Raw genomic sequence first — 17889 nt, forward strand, 5'->3', positions numbered from 1 at the left:
TTATGGTTTAGTACCAGGACTAACGCCGTTTTTGGCTTACACGCAGCACACTGACCAGTGCTGCGATGCTGGCGAAGCAACCCGCCAGGATGAGCGATGCATGTGTTCCACTGTTTGAAAACAGGTTGAACATCAAGGCAACCAATGCTGCTCCTGATGTTTGTCCCAATAGTCGCGCAGTTCCCAGCATACCGCTGGCTCCGCCGCTGCGATGTTGTGGTGCTGCGGAAATGATCGTGTGGTTATTCGGTGACTGGAACAGGCCAAAGCCTGCACCGCACAGCACCATACGCCAAATAATATCCAAATCACTGGGGTTAGCTGGCAACATGGCCAGCAGGAATAAACCACTGGCAAATACGGCCAGACCAATCCCACCCAGTAATCCCGCGTGGTAACGTTCAACTAAGCGCCCGGCAATAGGTGCAACCACCATGGTCGCCAATGGCCATGGCGTTAATAACAGCCCGGTTGCGACTTCATCACGGCCCAGTACGGTTTGTAAAAAGAACGGCAGTGAAATCATTGCTAACATTTGTGCGGCGAATGAACAAATAGAGGTGCCGATTGATAAGGCAAAAATAGGGATACGCAGTAAATCAACTGGCAGCAATGGAAAGGACTGACTGAGCTGGCGGCGCACAAAGAAGAAGCCAATCAGGAGTAATGCGACAATTTCGGCGGCAATCAGTGTCGGACTTTGCCCTTGTGCAAAACCACTGATGGCAGTGATCAGCAAGCCAAATGTTAACGCATTCATCACGCAACTGGTGAAGTCGAAGCGGTTACCATTACTTTTCATATTATTGGCGGGTAAGTACTTCATACCCAGCCCCCATGCCAGCAGCCCGATGGGGACATTTATAGCAAATAGCCACTGCCAGGAGGCAACCGCTAATACTGCGGAGGCGATGGTCGGACCAGCCGCCGCAGAGACTGCAACAATGACGGAATTAATGCCGAGACCACGGCCTAACTGCGCTCGTGGATAGATAATACGGATCAGGGCCGTATTTACGCTCATCAAGGCAGCAGCGCCGAATCCTTGTAGCACACGGGCAAATGTCAGCGTCAACAAGGAATCTGACAGGGCGCAGAACAGTGATGTCACACTAAAAACCAGCAAACCAGCCTGATAAACCCGTCGATAACCAATGATATCACCCAGTGATGCCATCGAAAGCAAAGAAATGGTAATAGCTAACTGATAGGAATTCACTACCCAAATAGATGTGGCCGGACTGGCATTGAGATCGCGGGCAATGGTCGGTAATGCTACGTTAGCAATAGTGCCATCCAGCACTGCTATGGTAATGCCTAAAGCAATAACCAGTATTGCGGCATAGCGCTGAGGGATCGGCATTCCATCGCTTGCAGATGGGTTCATAGGTTTTATCTGTAAAAATAATGATGTAGGTGAGTATGTATATGCTAACTATTATTGTGCCTGAATGCACCCTTGCAGACCGGCTTATTTGTAACAGTTGGGCTGAAGTCACTTAGCTAAGCAAGATTAACAGCCTGATAAGGACAGTAATTTGTCTAAATCAGTAAAAATAGAACCGCGATCACGGAAAAATGAAACATCGTTTCTATAATGTGAGGTAGTATTAGCCTAACAGGTTCCCTGGTGGGCAAATTTTAATTCTCTGATGATTTTAAGGACTTTCCTGATGGCCAAAGGTAAACAAATCCCCCTGACATTTCATACTTATCAGGATGCCTCTACCGGTGCACAAGTTACGCGGCTGACGCCACCTGATGTGACTTGCCACCGTAATTATTTCTATCAAAAATGTTTCACCCGTGATGGCAGTAAATTGTTGTTCGGCGGTGCTTTTGAAGGTCCGTGGAACTACTACTTATTGGATCTCAACACGAAAGTGGCAACACAACTGACAGAAGGGCGTGGCGACAATACCTTTGGTGGTTTCCTGTCACCTGAAGATGATGCGCTGTTTTATGTAAAAGATGGCCGTAATCTAATGCGAGTTGACTTAGCTACGCTGGAAGAAAACGTGGTTTACCAAGTGCCGGAAGAGTGGGTCGGTTATGGTACTTGGGTTGCAAACTCTGATTGTACCAAATTGGTTGGTATTGAAATTAAACGTGAAGATTGGGTGCCGTTGACTGATTGGAAAAAGTTCCACGAATTCTATTTCACCAAGCCGTGCTGCCGATTAATGCGCGTTGATCTGAAAACCGGCGAGTCAGCGGTGATTTTGCAAGAGAATCAGTGGTTGGGTCATCCAATTTATCGCCCGTACGATGACAGCACTGTGGCATTTTGCCATGAGGGGCCACATGACTTGGTTGATGCACGTATGTGGCTCATCAACGAAGATGGCAGTAACCTGCGTAAAGTGAAAACCCATGCGGAAGGCGAAAGCTGCACTCATGAATTCTGGGTGCCGGATGGTTCTGCTTTGGTCTATGTTTCTTACTTGAAAGGCAGCCCGGATCGCTTTATTTACAGTGCGGATCCACAGACCCTGGAAAATCGCCAATTGACCGCTATGCCAGCTTGCTCTCATCTGATGAGTAATTATGATGGTACCTTGATGGTCGGTGATGGTTCTGATGCTCCGGTCGATGTGCAAGATGACAGCGGCTATAAGATCGAAAATGATCCTTTCCTCTATGTTTTCAATATGAAAAATGGCACGCAGCATCGTGTTGCCCGCCATGACACCTCATGGCAAGTGTTTGAGGGGGACCGGCAGGTGACGCATCCACATCCTTCCTTTACACCGGATGATAAGCAAGTGCTGTTTACATCTGATGTTGATGGCAAGCCTGCATTATATGTGGTTACATTGCCTGAATCTGTCTGGCAATAGTTCAATTTTGCACTAGCCTCTTTCATGGGAAGAGGCTAGCTTGCTGTCTGCAAGGCTAATATCTTATTATTCACATTGGTTTATTGCACAGTCTCGTGACTTCCCTTTATAATAAAACCACTGTTCTATTTTTTTTAAAACATATTGTTTTATAAAACACAGAAAACTGAGTAGGGTAACCAAAAAATGGCTATTGCAGATCTAGATAAACAGCCCGACTCTGTTTCGTCGGTTCTGAAGGTTTTTGGCATCTTACAAGCATTGGGTGAGGAACGAGAAATTGGTATTACCGAACTTTCTCAACGTGTAATGATGCCTAAGAGTACCGTTTATCGCTTTCTTCAGACGATGAAATCCCTGGGCTATGTGGCTCAGGAAGGCGAATCAGAGAAATACTCCCTGACTCTGAAGTTGTTTGAGTTGGGTGCTAAGGCGTTACAGAATGTTGATTTGATTCGTAGCGCTGATATACAAATGCGTGAATTATCCAATGAAACTCGTGAAACTATTCACTTGGGTGCATTGGATGAAGACAGTATTGTTTATATTCATAAAATTGATTCTATGTATAACCTGCGCATGCATTCCCGCATTGGTCGTCGTAACCCACTGCACAGTACCGCCATTGGTAAAGTATTACTGGCATGGCGTGACCGTGGTGAAGTAGAAGAAATTTTGTCTCATATCGAGTTCACCCGCAGTACTAAATATACTCTGGATAGCGCGGCTGCATTGTTGCCAGTGTTAGATCAAGTGCGTGAGCAAGGCTTTGGTGAGGATATTGAGGAACAAGAAGAAGGTTTGCGCTGTATCGCGGTTCCTGTTTTCGACCGTTTCGGCGTGGTTATTGCCGGGTTAAGCATTTCATACCCGACGTTACGTTTTTCTGAAGAGAACAAGAGTGATATTGTTAAATCACTGCATCGCGCAGCGCGTAATATCTCAGAGCAGATGGGTTATCGCGACTATCCTTTCTGAGTAAATCGATAAATAGGGTAAATACTGTATAATTATTGGATATTTTTAATCGGCTGTTAATTATAACTATATACTCCTTATACTCCTTATACTCCTTATACTCCTTATACTCCTTATACTCCTTATACTCCTTATACTCCTTATACTCCTTATACTCCTTATACTCCTTATACTCCTTATACTCCTTATACTCCTTATACTCCTTATACTCCTTATACTCCTTATACTCCTTATACTCCTTATACTCCTTATACTCCTTATACTCCTTATACTCCTTATACTCCTTATACTCCTTATACTCCTTATACTCCTTATACTCCTTATACTCCTTATACTCCTTATACTCCTTATACTCCTTATACTCCTTATACTCCTTATACTCCTTATACTCCTTATACTCCTTATACTCCTTATACTCCTTATACTCCTTATACTCCTTATACTCCTTATACTCCTTATACTCCTTATACTCCTTATACTCCTTATACTCCTTATACTCCTTATACTCCTTATACTCCTTATACTCCTTATACTCCNCCTGTTATCAGGAGCCGTTTTTATTGGTATTGTATATGACAGCAACATCAGCAGATTTATAGGTATAAGTATTGTCTGATGATATTAGTTATCATTTGAACATACTGTTGACGGTTCATTTAATTTAGTGGGTTCACTATAGCCGTGCTTAAACATCATTACAGGGAGAAAAAGGATGAGGAGGCTATTAAGCATCGGGTTATTACTGCTGTTGGCGGGTTGTAGTAGCCCGCAGAGTGAAAATTCGCATAAATTGATCGACCGTGGTGGGTATAAAATTGATACCAGCCATCCTTCTATTGCACAAAATGATCGCGTGCGATTTTTAGTGCTTCATTATACGGCAGCAGACGACGCAGAATCGTTGAGATTACTAACACAGGGTGATGTTAGTGCTCATTATTTGGTAAAAACGCATCCTGATACCATAGAGGGTAAACCTGTTGTTCTGCAACTGGTTCCGGAGGCACAAAGAGCCTGGCATGCAGGTGTCAGCTACTGGCAAGAGCGTAATAGCCTCAATGATACCTCTATAGGCATTGAAATCGTCAATAAGGGCTTCACTGAGAGGATGTTGAAGAGGAAGTGGTACCCTTACAACGAATCACAGATTGAATTGATTGAGCGGCTTACCAAAGATATTGTCGAGCGTTATAATATTGCCCCAACGGATGTTGTTGCCCATAGTGATATTGCACCCCTTAGAAAATCAGATCCTGGCCCGTTATTTCCATGGCAACGTTTGGCAGAAAAAGGCATCGGGGCTTGGCCCGATGACGCCACGGTAGCAAAGTATATTGATGGCCGAAATAAGCAAGATGTGGCTTCAGTCGCTATTATCCAGCAAGCACTGGCCCGTTATGGTTATCAAATACCGCAAAGTGGCGAACTGGATGATGAGACTGGTCAGGTTATCAAGGCATTCCAAATGCATTTCCGGCCGCAGAATTTCAGTGGTGTACCGGATGTAGAAACGGAAGCTATTGCGTTGGCGTTGGTTGAAAAGTATCGCCCCCTTCGCCCTTGAAGCCGCAGGGGTGTTAGCGGCGTTCACTCACCCGAATCACTTACTTGAGTAAGCTCATCGGGATTTGTTTACTTGCTGCCTACCTGCAACTCCAATGACTTTGAGGGCGTTCTTCGCCCTTGAAGCGGCAGGGTGTTAGCGGCAATAAATCGTTTAAAAACAAAAGGCCAGTCACAGATGGCTGGCCTCAGACTGCTGACAAACCTCGACGACTCGATCTTGCGGGGTGAGGACGGGCTGAAGAGTAAAGCGTCCGCGCCAAGGATGGCGCGGCTCGAGCCTACATGGATGTATTCACGGCGTCTTTACGATCTGCTTGTTGTCACCACTCCGAGCATTTTGTCATTAACCTCAGGCCAGTCACAAATGGCTGGCCTTTAATGGCTAATTAGCGTTGTTTACTGATGCGCTAAATCGCCATCATATTCACTGTTCAGAATGTCTTTATTTGTTTGTTTCATCAATTGGCTAGTAATGGTACCGGCAGTCATTGAACCGCTGACGTTCAATGCGGTGCGGCCCATATCAATCAATGGTTCCACAGAGATCAGCAAGGCGACCAGTGTTACCGGTAAACCCAATGCAGGCAATACAATCAGCGCGGCAAAAGTCGCACCACCACCGACACCAGCAACACCCGCAGAGCTGATAGTCACTATCCCAACCAGGGTGGCAATCCATACTGGGTCCAGTGGATTAATTCCCACGGTTGGGGCCACCATGACGGCCAACATCGCCGGATAGAGGCCAGCACAACCATTTTGCCCAATGGTGGCGCCAAAGGAGGCAGAGAAACTGGCGATCGACTCAGGCACACCCAAACGGCGGGTTTGTGCTTCCACATTCAGTGGAATACTGGCAGCACTGGAACGGCTGGTAAAGGCAAAGGTCAGCACGGGCCAAACTTTGCGGAAGAATTTCAATGGATTAATACCAGTGAACGACAGCAGCACCGCATGGACGACAAACATGATAGCAAGACCAAGGTAGGATGCGACAACAAAACTACCCAGCTTGATGATGTCTTGAATGTTAGAACCGGCAACCACTTTGGTCATCAGTGCCAATACACCATAAGGGGTCAGTTTCATGACCAGACGCACCAGTTTCATGACCCAGGCTTGCAGCGTATCAATAGCGACCAATACACGTTGGCCTTTCTCCACATCATCTTTCAGCAGTTGCAGCGATGCAATTCCGAGGAAGGTAGCGAAAATAACAATGCTGATGATCGATGTTGGGCTGGCTCCGGTCAAATCGGCAAACGGATTTTTCGGAATAAAGGACAGAATCAACTGGGGTACCGTCAAGTCAGTCACTTTACCTAAATAGCTGCTTTCAATGGCACTCAAACGCGCCGTTTCTTGTGTGCCCTGCACCAAACCTTCAGCGGTTAAGCCAAACATATTGGTGACCAATACACCCACTAACGCAGCAATTAACGTAGTGAAGAGCAATGTACCTATGGTCAGTACACTGATTTTACCCAGCGAAGAGGCATTATGCAGTTTAGCGACAGCACTCAAGATAGAGGCGAATACTAACGGCATAACAATCATCTGTAGTAATTGCACATAACCATTACCGACGATATTAAACCAGGTGATGGACTCTTTAAGTACCGGGTTATCTGCGCCGTAGATCCATTGTAATCCCAGACCAAACAACACACCCAATGCCAGACCGACCAAGACTTTCTTGGCCAGACTCCATTGTTTATGGCGAGTTTGTGCCAATAGCAATAGCAGTGCCACAAATACCAGCACGTTAATCACAAGCGGTAAGTTCATCCCCAAATCTCCAAATTATTATGTCGTATACTGGCTACGCATTCTATTTCTATTATATATACAATACAGCCAAGCACCGTGGTGCAATTAGCTGCGTATGGTAGCAGTTCATCAGCAGACGCACTTATATCCAAAAAGAATTTTATATAAGTTTTTACCCTTATTTGTATGAGAAATACCCATACTGGTGATTGTTTGCACATTTAAATGTGTTCACAGTCTAAAATTTTTCAATTGTTCCATATAGGATAACAGGGAAATAGTGGTATCAGTTTGCCAGTAGACGGAAAAACAAACTAATAGAACACATAATACGCGTTCCAACTGATTACCTTTTTGCGGGCGTAATATCGGAATACAGAACCGCCAACGGCAAGGCCATAACAAGGGGACGCCGGCGGGAGTGAGCATATCTGCCAGTAAATGGCTGAAGTAGCCAATAATCATCGCATGGAATACATCTGCTGGAATAATCCAATCGCGTGAAATATCCATTTGAAATAGCGCGATACCGCCGATCACCGCCAACAAACTATGGGTAAATCCACGATGACCAAATGCGCGGGCAATAGGCGTTGAGACCCACTTTAGCCGCTGGCCGAGGATTGATTTTGGGTGATCAATATCCGGCAGCAGGGAAGTTAGCAAGGTGCCAGGGATAATGTGCCACCAATCGCCATGTGCCAGTTCCGGTGTAAGACCGACTTTTTTGGCAAAAATAACGCAGGCGACAGAAAAAATAAGGTGTCCTTCCCCTGTCATACTTGAATTCCGAATCTGTAGCTGTTGATTTATCCAGTATATGAGATTTATTCTGTCATGGATAGCCGTTACGCTGTAACTAAATGTCTCATTTTTATCTGGCCGAAGGAAGACAGTTTAGCGTAGGTTTCTCGAGGGAATATCAGGTATTGGGCTGTAATAAAGAGATATAAGAAAAAAAGGGGAAAGTGACCGGGAGTCGACTTTTCCCCAAAGTAATAGAGGCATAATTTAACAAATAATGATGAGGGTATTCATAACGATATAATTATTTACAAGGTCCAACTAGAAGCTGTACTGCACGCCTACACGGTAACGAGTTTGACGCTCATCAGTGGTTTTACTGCCTGCAACGTTGCCAATAGCAACATATGGTTTCCAGTTTTTATCCCATTTGTAAGCAATTTTCAGATCATGACCCCATTCTTCTTTCTCTTTATTTGCCAGAATTTCATCTTCAGATTTCTTGTAGTTCAATTCGTATTCAGCTGAATAGTCTTTCAAGAAGTTATAGGCAAACAGCATAGTGAACTCATGACCTTTCTCATCAGACTTAGTCTGAGAAGGTTGGTTACGCTTGTAATACGGGCGATAACGCAGGGATGTTGAAAAATCATCAGTGAAGGACACTTTACCGCGTAGGTAAGGGCGGTAGTTGTTAGAGTCAGAAGAGGATTCTAATGAGAAGCCCGGCTCAATTTGGAATGTTTTATTGAATTGGTAAACATAACTGGCAACCACTTCGGTGCCATTACTGACGTGCTCATTAAAAGGTTTATTAGGGGTAGTATCAGAACTGTGCTGGCCCCATTTCCCTTCTAAAGACAGACCAAAACCATTGGCAAAACGGTTGGAAAACAGTAAACGGTCTTTATGATCAGATTTACTGGTATCTTTCATTTCATGCCGATAGTCAATTGTTGTGGCAACAGAACTAAAACTGATAACAGATGCCACTGCTAGAGTAAGTAATTTAAATTTCATTTTTTTATATAATCCCAGGGTTATGGTTATTTAAAACAGCAATAATTAACAATATTATAAAATTCAACATACGACTAAAAACAATCCTACAATCAAAGAAACGATGTTTCACTTATTGTGGATTCATATTCTATTTATATAAACAATTATTTGTGTGATCTGGATCTTTGTTGGTGATTATTTTTTTAATAAGATATTGATTTGTGATGGTGATCTAATTAGCTGTTTTTTATTTTTTGTTAAAACAAAATAACCCCGCCAAATTAATGGCAGGGTATTAATAACAACTTAAGTTAAATTAATTTACTGATTATCTCATGGCGCGTTTAAGAATACGATCACCTTGTTTATTAAAATATTCCGCAGATTCTTCAACAGACTTCTGGCCATAATCGATATATTGAATTGCATCACGGAACAGTGAAACGATTTGCGGGTCATCAAAGTATGGTGAGGTTTTCATTTCATGTGGCAGTTCCAGTGCCATATTCAAACCGGCAACAGAGGGATCTTCATCTTTAATTACACCATTGGCACGCAGTTGAGTCACTGCCGCCGCACTCAACGGCACACCACGCTCCAGACCCATGGCATCAATACCTTCTTTGCTGTTCAGCAGGAAGTTAATCAGGATGGCGCTCTCTTCCGGGTGTTTAGTCGATTTACCAATAGAAAGCATTTGAGCGGGTTTAAAGAACAGGCCGGCATCTTTCGCATCCGGCAACATTGGATAAGGGCCAAGTATCAATTTTGCTGGTTTAGTCAGGTTATCGGAATACTTAGTTATGGTGGAGTTCCACATATAAGTCCCTCCCCATTCGCCATTAATCCACGGTTTCATCTCATACATATTGCTCTTGCCGAATGATGCATAGTATTTAGTAGATGGCATGACATGGCTATCGACCATATTTTTATACATAGTAAAGAACTCAACCCATTGTTCTGGAGTATAAGCAAATTTCTTATTGGCTTCATCGATAGTCGGGGTATTGTATTTTTGTGTCATATAAGAGCGAATGAGTGCCAGAGTATCCTGATGCTCTAATACAATAGGGTAATATTGGTCACCCAGTTTTTCTTTAAATACTTTGCCAGCGTTAAGTAATTCATCCCAAGTTTTTGGATATGCTAAGCCAGACTTAGCCCATGTTGCATCATTGAAATAGAATATACGTGCAGTAACTGAAATTGGAATACCGTTCAATTTACCATTAACTGTGGTCTGTTGTAGTTCTTTCGGATCGAACTGAGTCAAATCTAACTGCTTTGATACTTTATTCAAATCAAAGAAGCCGGTGCCGTCTTTGGAAAAGATTGGTAACCAGTTCCAGTTAGTTTGCATAACATCAGGTTCAGTCCCACCGGCAATTTGGGTGGTCAGACGTGAAAGGTGGCCGTCCCAACCGGTGTATTCAGCTTTAACATTAATATTCGGGTGCTGTTTGTGGAACTCTTCCAGAGCCTTAAGCGTCATTTGATGACGACCATTGCCCCCCCACCATGACATGCGTAGGTTAACGTCATCTTGTGCAAAAGCCTGATGTGATAATAAAGCCAGAGTGGATGCTATTAGCGTGTGTAGGATCGCTTTTTTCATTGGGTACTGCTCCTGTTAAAGAGAGATATTTTTTTCTGTTTTTGCATCAAAGATATGGCATTTATCCATATCAAACTGGAAGTACACGGTGTGATGCAGGCCATTTTCAATAATTGGCCGTGCTTCATCAGACGGTAAACGACAAGTCAATTCAAAGTCGTCAACTTTGATATACATAAAGAATTCATGACCCATGTTTTCCATACGAACCAATTCGCCTTGTGAATGGTTATTGGCAAAGGGTTGTGTTGACATGCGAATAAATTCTGGACGGACACCAAAGAACACTTTTTCTCCGGCAAAGGCGGCAACTTTAGCTTGCTGTTTTTCATTCAGAACCAGAGTGTACTGGCCTACTGTCAGGCCAATTTGCCCCTCGGTATCGACCAACATGCTCGGTTTGATATTCATTTCCGGCGCGCCAATAAAACCGGCAACAAACATGTTAGTTGGGAAGTGATAGAGGTTATCCGGGGTATCCACTTGCATGATGTGGCCCAGTTTCATCACACAGATCCGATCACCCATGGTCATCGCTTCAGTCTGATCGTGGGTAACATAAACGGTAGTCGCTGCTTTGCCACTTTTTTTCAATTGCTTATGTAAATCTGAGATACGAATACGCATTGAAGCACGCAGTTTGGCATCCAGGTTTGATAAGGGTTCATCGAACAAAAACACATCCGGCTTTTTCACGATGGCACGGCCTACTGCCACACGCTGGGCCTGGCCGCCGGATAACTGACGTGGCAGCCGATCCAGCAAGTCTTCCAGTTCCAGAATTTTGGCGGCTTCTGCAACTTGTGCTTCGATTTGATCTTTTGGCAGCTTGCTCAGCTTCAGACCAAAGGCCAGGTTTTCTTTTACCGTCATATGCGGATATAACGCATAGTTCTGGAACACCATGGCAATACCGCGTGATTTAGGTGCCAGATTATTGACGACCCGATCACCAATTCGTACTTCGCCGTCACTGATGGTTTCCAGACCTGCCAACATGCGCAGGGTGGTGGATTTAGCACAGCCTGATGGACCAACAATCACCATAAACTCGCCATCATGGATCTTCAGATCAATGCCATGAACCGCGCGGAAACCGTTGGAGTAAACTTTGCCTAATTTATTGAAAATGACTTCAGCCATGATAAATCCTCTATTAACCTTTAATTCCGCTGCTGGTTACGCCTTGCACGAAGTAGCGTTGAGCCAGGAAGAAAACAATAATGGACGGCAGAATGGAGATGCTCGCCATTGCCAGAATTTCGTTCCATGGTGCGCCTTCGGTGACGTCAATTGACATCTTCAGAGCCAGCGCTATCGGGTACTTATCTACGCTGTAGACATAAATCAGTGGGCCGATAAAATCGTTCATTGACCACATAAACTGAAACAGTGCGACAGAGATGATGGCTGGTTTCAGAATTGGCACGACCACATACCACAACACCTGAAGAGAGTTACAACCGTCGATTTGTGCGGCTTCTTCCATATCACGCGGTACACCGCGCAGGAACTGAATCAGCATGAAGACGAAGAACCCTTGGGTAGCGAAGGCTGTCGGCAGATAAAGTGGCAAGTAGCTATTCAGCATGCCCATTTCGCGGAACATGATGTATTGCGGGATCAATAACACAGTACTTGGCAGCAACATGGTGGTAATCAATGTTGCGAACCAGAATTTCTTCCATGGGATCTCAAAGCGTGCAAAACCATACGCCACGATAGTGGAAGAGATAATGGTCAGAATAACTTTCGGTATGACGAACTTGAGGGTGTTCAGCATGTAATGACCGAAATTATATTCAGTACCGGTTTTCCAGCCATTAATGAAACCATCACTTGTCGGGTGTTCTGGCCATAGTCCTAATGTGGTGAAGATTTCGTTATTAGGTTTAAACGCGGCAGAGAACATCCATAACAATGGATACAGCATCATCAGGCCGACAATAATCAAAATAATGTAGCGGAAAGCTGCACTGATTTTTGCTTTACGTAGTGTGCGGCTAATTTCTTCATCCGCAGCATCCTGCGCCAGATCTAATTTATTCTGGTTGGCGTTTTTGGTTTTCAACGGTTCTTGTTGTACGTCAGTCATTTTTTCCTCCTTTATCGGCGGAGTAGAAGACCCAATATTTAGATGACTTAAATGCAATTGAGGCGAAGAGAGCAACTACCAGGAATAATATCCAGGCCAGAGCAGCACCGTATCCCATATCAAAGTATTTAAACGCCGTATCATAGATATAGAGCGAGAATAAATAGGTATAATGGGTTGGCCCGCCGTCAGTAATAACGTAAGGGGCGGTAAACTCTTGGAACGCTTGCGTGGTTTGCATAATAAAGTTAAAGAAAATAACCGGCGTGATCAGTGGCACGGTAACCTTCATAAACATTTGCCATTTAGAAGCACCATCAATCATGGCTGCTTCATATTGTGACTGTGGTACGTTCTGCAATGCGGCCAGGAAGATAACCATGGCAGAGCCAAACTGCCAGACACGCAGTAATGTGACCGATGTCAGCGCCAGCGCGGGTTCTCCCAACCAGTTGATGGCGTCAAATCCAAGCACACCGATAAAGCTGTTTAGCAGACCATCAATGGCAAACAGAGCACGCCATAACACGGCAATTGCAACGCTACTGCCGAGGATTGATGGAATATAGAAAGCAGTACGGAACAGGCCGATACCGCGTAATTTAAAGTTCAGTACAAAAGCGATCCCTAGAGCAAATGCCAGTTTTAAAGGAATAGTCAGAAAAACATAAGCAAATGTTACGCCCATGGATTTCCAGAATAAATCATCTTCAAGCAACATATGACGATAATTCTCGATCCCGTTAAATACGGGAGGGTTCATTAAGTCATACTCAGTAAAACTGAGAAAGAAAGATGATACAAAGGGGAAAGCCGTGAATATTATCAGCCCGAGTATATAAGGTGATAAATAGGCTAACCCCAGCATTCTGTTTTCATTCATAATGCTTACCTATTTTTAATAACATGAAAGATAAATAAAATTACTGATTTAAAAGTGTCGGATAAATAAAATCGATATCATATAGAGTGCGGCTTTCCCCGTTCACCCGATAATCTCCATGAATGTAACCACCATTGGTAATAAATTGAGGCATTGCCGCCGACTTATTTTGTTTAGCGGCAATTAAGGTCAATATTGCTAATGCAATCGGATTGTCGATACGGAAATAACGGTGTTGAACCGATTCAACAAATAGGCCACGATGGAAATGTTGTTTAAACAGGGCATCTCCGACTTGCCAGGCCAATTCAAATAATTGGCCACATTGGCAATGCTCAGCCAGTTCAATGAGCGCCAGCAGTAACAGTGGCGAGGCGGTGGGTTTCTTGCCACCCATCGGCGACGCCTGGCGTTTTTTCTTGTTCAATTCAGCCAACTGCCAGCGGTGCAGCAATACACCAATCAGATCCAGCAGTTCCTCATCTTCACTCAAGCGCCAGGCACGAACCAGCGGCAACAGATAGTCAACCTCAAGTGGGAATGGCGAGATAATCGTGCCTTTGGCACCATAGTAGCCATCACGTTGTAAGGCATAACCACTCATGTCCTGACCATCGTTCCATAACGGGCGCAATGTATTGCTTTCGACGTCATAAGCAAAACGATAGTAATTCTTTAATCCGTCAATAACCCATTGCATGACTTCTGCATCTGGCTGTTGGCGAAGAATATCTAACATGGCTAATGGGTTATCAATCAGCAGCGGGCGCATGTCGCGAAACAAAACATGAGCTTCACGGGCAATTTCACCAAATTCGGGGCCAAACTGACGTTTGGCACGATCGCCATACCAGGATTGGGTTTGATTATCATCATCCGGTATTGGCCGGCGTTGCTGTGGTGAACTGAACTGATAAACCGGTAATCCGGTTTCCGGATTGCGGGCTAAAACATATTGGCGGTACAGATGTTTGCCCCATGCCGCAGCGGCGAGATCACCGGTGTACTCGGCATATTTATACGCTGCGTAAATCAGATCTGTACCTGCATTGACAAAGGTCAGACCTTTGGTTTCTGGCAGGCGCGGTAAGTCTGCTGGGTTAACCACGTCGTGACGTGCATGAGTAAAAACATGCGGGTCGCGTTGTTTGTCGTAACTTCCATGACGACCTAGATCCAGCGTTTGCCAATCTTCTACGTGGGCGTGCCAAAATCCCTGTAAGAAATTGAGTGTTTTTTCCCGATCAATAGTGACCAGTAAATTGTAATAAGGTAGATGATGTTTGAGTTCATGGACTTGTGCTTTCGATTCTGGCCCTTCGGTTTGCAACGAGTCCAGATTCAGGAAACGGTGCCCGCCCCAGTAAAATAATCCGCTTGGTTCATGCACACCACGTTGCATGAAATAGCGGCTCTGCACCCGTGCTTGTTGGTGATATTGCGGGTCCTGCGTCACCAGGCTGAGGGCATCCAATGTCCGTAGCCAGTTTTGCTGACTGGCAAAGTTAGAGATTGGTGCATTGTGCCCATCGGGGAATTCCCAGACTACCGGTTGATGAGTCAATACCTCAAAACCATCGGCCATCAGTGGGGTCGGGTTTTGATGACTGTGGCCAACAGACTGGACTAAATCAACATAGCTGCGGATAGCGCTAAGCCAGTTAATCATCATTGCGTCGCTGCCTTTAATGTTGCCTACGAACTCCATCACCTTAACCCCATCATTGGACACAAGAGCGGAACCGGTTTTAGGTTCCTTATAAATAGAAACATCGTTTCAATCTATTATATTTGTATTTACTGGCGAGTCATTGGGTGAATGACAAAAGTGTGATCGAAGTCGGAACGTTGTTTTGAATTTTTTAATTTTGCAATTATGACAGGAGTTTATAGGTGAGTTTATTTGTTAACTATTTGATAAATAACTAATAAAAAAGGTGCAACTCAGGTTACACCTTGATGAGTATTTGAGCCGAAATATTGCGTTTAACACTGGCAAATAGACTTTAACTCAAATTAGTCATGATTATAGGTTTAGCGAGCTAACCAGCCGCCATCAACAGCGATGGTATAACCGCTGATATAATCGGAGGCTTTAGAGGCCAGGAAGACCACCGGGCCTTTCAGATCATCAGGCAAGCCCCAACGGCCAGCAGGGATACGGTCAAGGATCTCTTTGCTACGCTCTTCATCTTTACGCAACTGCTGGGTATTGTTGGTCGCCATATAGCCAGGTGCGACAGCGTTCACATTGATGCCGTGCTTAGCCCATTCGTTCGCTAACAGGCGGGTGACGCCCATAACGGCGCTTTTCGATGCGGTGTAAGATGGCACACGAATACCACCCTGATAAGACAGCATTGAAGCGACATTAATTATTTTGCCGCCATGGCCTTGCTTGATGAACTGTTTAGCCACAGCTTGCGACATAAAGAACACGGTTTTGATGTTAACGTTCATCACATCGTCCCAGTCCTTCTCGCTGAAGTTGATCGCATCTTCACGGCGAATGATACCGGCGTTATTAACCAAAATATCAATTTGGCCAAATTCAGCGACAGCTTGTTCTAACAGGGAGGGGATGTGTTCAATTTTGCTCAGGTCAGCCGTCAGGCTGAGGAAACGGCGACCTAATGCGGTCACTTTATCGATAGTTTCACGGGGTTCAACAATGTTGATACCCACGATATCACAACCCGCTTCGGCTAAACCGATCGCCATGCCTTGGCCCAAACCAGTATCACAGCCAGTAACCAGTGCAACTTTACCTTTCAACTCAAAGGAATCTAAAATCATAGCTAACATCTCTCTCAAGGCGGTCAACGATTGCCGCGATTTTAATATTAGGGGAGAAAACGCCCACAGGACGGATTCAGTTGGTGATGCTTAACGCAATTCGCTAACAGCGATGTGGTCCATATCACTGAAGACTTGGTTTTCACCGACCATGCCCCAGATGAAGGTATAACGCTTAGTACCCACGCCAGAATGAATAGACCAGCTTGGTGAAATCACAGCCTGTTCGTTGTGGACTAACAAATGACGGGTTTCTTGTGCCTGGCCCATCATATGAAATACCGCTGTCTCGTCGTCCATATCAAAGTAGAAATAGACTTCCATCCGACGTTCATGGGTATGACAAGGCAGGGTGTTCCATAGACTGCCGGGAGCCAGTTTGGTCAAGCCCATGGTCAGTTGGCAGGTTGGCAACACGTCTGGCACGAGGTATTTATTGATAGTGCGACGGTTGCTGGTGGCATCATCACCCAATGTTTGTGGTGCGGCCTCTGCCAGCGTGATTTTTTTGTTTGGGTAAGTGGTATGTGCCGGTGCGCTGTTGTAATAGAACTTGGCCGGTTTTGTGCTATCAATGCTGCTGAACTGCACTTCCTTCGCACCTTTACCGACATACAAGGCTTCTTCATTGCCAATGTCATAAACCTGACTATCAACGGTGACCAACCCAGGGCCACCAATATTGATTACGCCCAGTTCCCGGCGTTCCAGAAAGTAGCTGACACCCAATTGCTTGCCTACGTTATCACCAAGACTGACTGTTTTGCTGACCGGCAAAATACCCCCGACGATGATGCGATCAATGTGGCTATAGGTCATGGTGTAGTGGTCTGCGGCGAAAATATTTTCAATCAAAAATTCACGGCGCAGGCCCGTAGTATCAAGCTGTTTTGCATGGTCGCTATGGATGCTTTGACGAACTTGCATGTCAGTGCCTCTGTTACAGAACAGGTTCATAAACCCAGGTCGGGAAACAGGACCGATTCAGAACCTGTACATGATGCCGAAAACTGTTGCTGACAATATGCACCGGTCTGACTTTTGGCCGAGTGTTTCTGGTAATGCAGTGATGATAGTATTTGCGGGAAGTTAATTCAATAAAAATGAAATGATGTTTTATTATTTTTTGAAGGATGTCATGATTTTTGGATTAATTATACCCAAACTGTGGAATTTGCCCGTAGAATGAGCAGAATTCAGCGTAAAACTGTGACTACGCTACACCTGAAACTATTCTGCACAGCAATGAGGATAAATAATGAAGATGTTCTTTATTAATGATGAAACGCCATGGGAAGAGTTAGGTCATGGCATTAAGCGCAAAGTAATGACTTGGAGCGATGAGCTGATGATGGTCTGCGTTCACTTTGACAAAGGTGCCATTGGCATAGCACACAAACATGATATCCATGACCAGATTGCTTATGTCGCTGCGGGCAGTTTTGCCGTGGAAATTGAAGGGCAAAAACGCATATTGAAAGCAGGGGATGCGTATCGTGCCGTGAAGAATGAGATGCACGGCGCGGTATCTCTGGAAGATAACAGTATTCTGATCGACACCTTTACCCCTAAGCGGGATGATTTCCTCTAAAATACA

General features: G+C 44.7%; 16 protein-coding genes. 5 read left to right on the plus strand and 11 right to left on the minus strand.

The features are described from left to right. Positions 1 to 19 precede the first annotated feature (19 nt). Positions 20 to 1387, minus strand: coding sequence for an MFS transporter (locus AEP37_RS14570; RefSeq protein ID WP_049614014.1), 1368 nt, complete (start codon positions 1385 to 1387; stop codon positions 20 to 22). 286 nt (positions 1388 to 1673) lie between these two features. Here AEP37_RS14570 and ogl point away from each other — a divergent pair, with 286 nt between their 5' ends. From ogl to AEP37_RS27905, 4 genes are all read left to right on the plus strand, one after another. Next, complete coding sequence (ogl, locus tag AEP37_RS14575) at positions 1674 to 2840, plus strand: oligogalacturonate lyase (RefSeq protein ID WP_049614015.1); 1167 nt, start codon at positions 1674 to 1676, stop codon at positions 2838 to 2840. A gap of 186 nt (positions 2841 to 3026) precedes the next feature. Then, the gene (kdgR, locus tag AEP37_RS14580; protein ID WP_049614016.1) at positions 3027 to 3818 is read left to right on the plus strand and encodes a DNA-binding transcriptional regulator KdgR; all 792 of its coding nucleotides are present in this window, start codon (positions 3027 to 3029) and stop codon (positions 3816 to 3818) included. A 712-nt stretch (positions 3819 to 4530) separates the two neighbouring features. Next, positions 4531 to 5382: an N-acetylmuramoyl-L-alanine amidase gene (locus AEP37_RS14585; protein ID WP_049614017.1), complete on the plus strand. Its 852-nt coding sequence runs from the start codon at positions 4531 to 4533 to the stop codon at positions 5380 to 5382. A gap of 284 nt (positions 5383 to 5666) precedes the next feature. Then, positions 5667 to 5774, plus strand: a complete 108-nt coding sequence (locus tag AEP37_RS27905) for a gluconate 5-dehydrogenase (protein WP_408068334.1) — start codon at positions 5667 to 5669, stop codon at positions 5772 to 5774. Positions 5775 to 5780: 6 nt separating this feature from the next. Here the strand turns inward: AEP37_RS27905 and AEP37_RS14590 are convergent, their stop codons facing one another. The 10 genes from AEP37_RS14590 to kduI form a co-directional block, all read right to left on the minus strand. Continuing rightward, positions 5781 to 7172: an L-cystine transporter gene (locus AEP37_RS14590; RefSeq protein ID WP_049614018.1), complete on the minus strand. Its 1392-nt coding sequence runs from the start codon at positions 7170 to 7172 to the stop codon at positions 5781 to 5783. A 213-nt stretch (positions 7173 to 7385) separates the two neighbouring features. Continuing rightward, a complete protein-coding gene (locus AEP37_RS14595) occupies positions 7386 to 7934 on the minus strand; it encodes a metal-dependent hydrolase (protein ID WP_049614019.1) in 549 nt (182 codons plus the stop codon). Between the two features lie 285 nt (positions 7935 to 8219). After that, complete coding sequence (locus AEP37_RS14600; protein WP_049614020.1) at positions 8220 to 8918, minus strand: oligogalacturonate-specific porin KdgM family protein; 699 nt, start codon at positions 8916 to 8918, stop codon at positions 8220 to 8222. A gap of 310 nt (positions 8919 to 9228) precedes the next feature. After that, positions 9229 to 10518 (minus strand): ABC transporter substrate-binding protein, encoded by a 1290-nt coding sequence (locus AEP37_RS14605; protein WP_049614021.1) that lies wholly within the window; start codon positions 10516 to 10518, stop codon positions 9229 to 9231. A 15-nt stretch (positions 10519 to 10533) separates the two neighbouring features. Further along, positions 10534 to 11661 (minus strand): ABC transporter ATP-binding protein, encoded by a 1128-nt coding sequence (locus tag AEP37_RS14610; protein ID WP_049614022.1) that lies wholly within the window; start codon positions 11659 to 11661, stop codon positions 10534 to 10536. A gap of 13 nt (positions 11662 to 11674) precedes the next feature. Further along, positions 11675 to 12613 (minus strand): carbohydrate ABC transporter permease, encoded by a 939-nt coding sequence (locus tag AEP37_RS14615; RefSeq protein ID WP_049614023.1) that lies wholly within the window; start codon positions 12611 to 12613, stop codon positions 11675 to 11677. After that, the gene (locus tag AEP37_RS14620; RefSeq protein ID WP_004875265.1) at positions 12606 to 13496 is read right to left on the minus strand and encodes a carbohydrate ABC transporter permease; all 891 of its coding nucleotides are present in this window, start codon (positions 13494 to 13496) and stop codon (positions 12606 to 12608) included. Before AEP37_RS14620 ends, AEP37_RS14615 begins: the two co-directional genes overlap by 8 nt. A 40-nt stretch (positions 13497 to 13536) precedes the next feature. After that, on the minus strand, positions 13537 to 15204 hold the full coding sequence (locus AEP37_RS14625; protein ID WP_049614024.1) for a pectate lyase: 1668 nt from the start codon (positions 15202 to 15204) through the stop codon (positions 13537 to 13539). A 326-nt stretch (positions 15205 to 15530) separates the two neighbouring features. Beyond that, positions 15531 to 16292, minus strand: coding sequence for a 2-dehydro-3-deoxy-D-gluconate 5-dehydrogenase KduD (gene kduD / locus AEP37_RS14630; RefSeq protein WP_049614043.1), 762 nt, complete (start codon positions 16290 to 16292; stop codon positions 15531 to 15533). A 90-nt stretch (positions 16293 to 16382) separates the two neighbouring features. Continuing rightward, positions 16383 to 17219 (minus strand): 5-dehydro-4-deoxy-D-glucuronate isomerase, encoded by an 837-nt coding sequence (kduI, locus tag AEP37_RS14635; protein ID WP_049614025.1) that lies wholly within the window; start codon positions 17217 to 17219, stop codon positions 16383 to 16385. A gap of 331 nt (positions 17220 to 17550) precedes the next feature. On the opposite strand from kduI, the gene AEP37_RS14640 reads away from it, so the two are divergent. Continuing rightward, a complete protein-coding gene (locus tag AEP37_RS14640) occupies positions 17551 to 17883 on the plus strand; it encodes a cupin domain-containing protein (protein WP_049614026.1) in 333 nt (110 codons plus the stop codon). Positions 17884 to 17889 lie beyond the last annotated feature (6 nt).

Source organism: Yersinia pekkanenii, assembly GCF_001152565.1.
GTDB classification, from domain to species: domain Bacteria; phylum Pseudomonadota; class Gammaproteobacteria; order Enterobacterales; family Enterobacteriaceae; genus Yersinia; species Yersinia pekkanenii.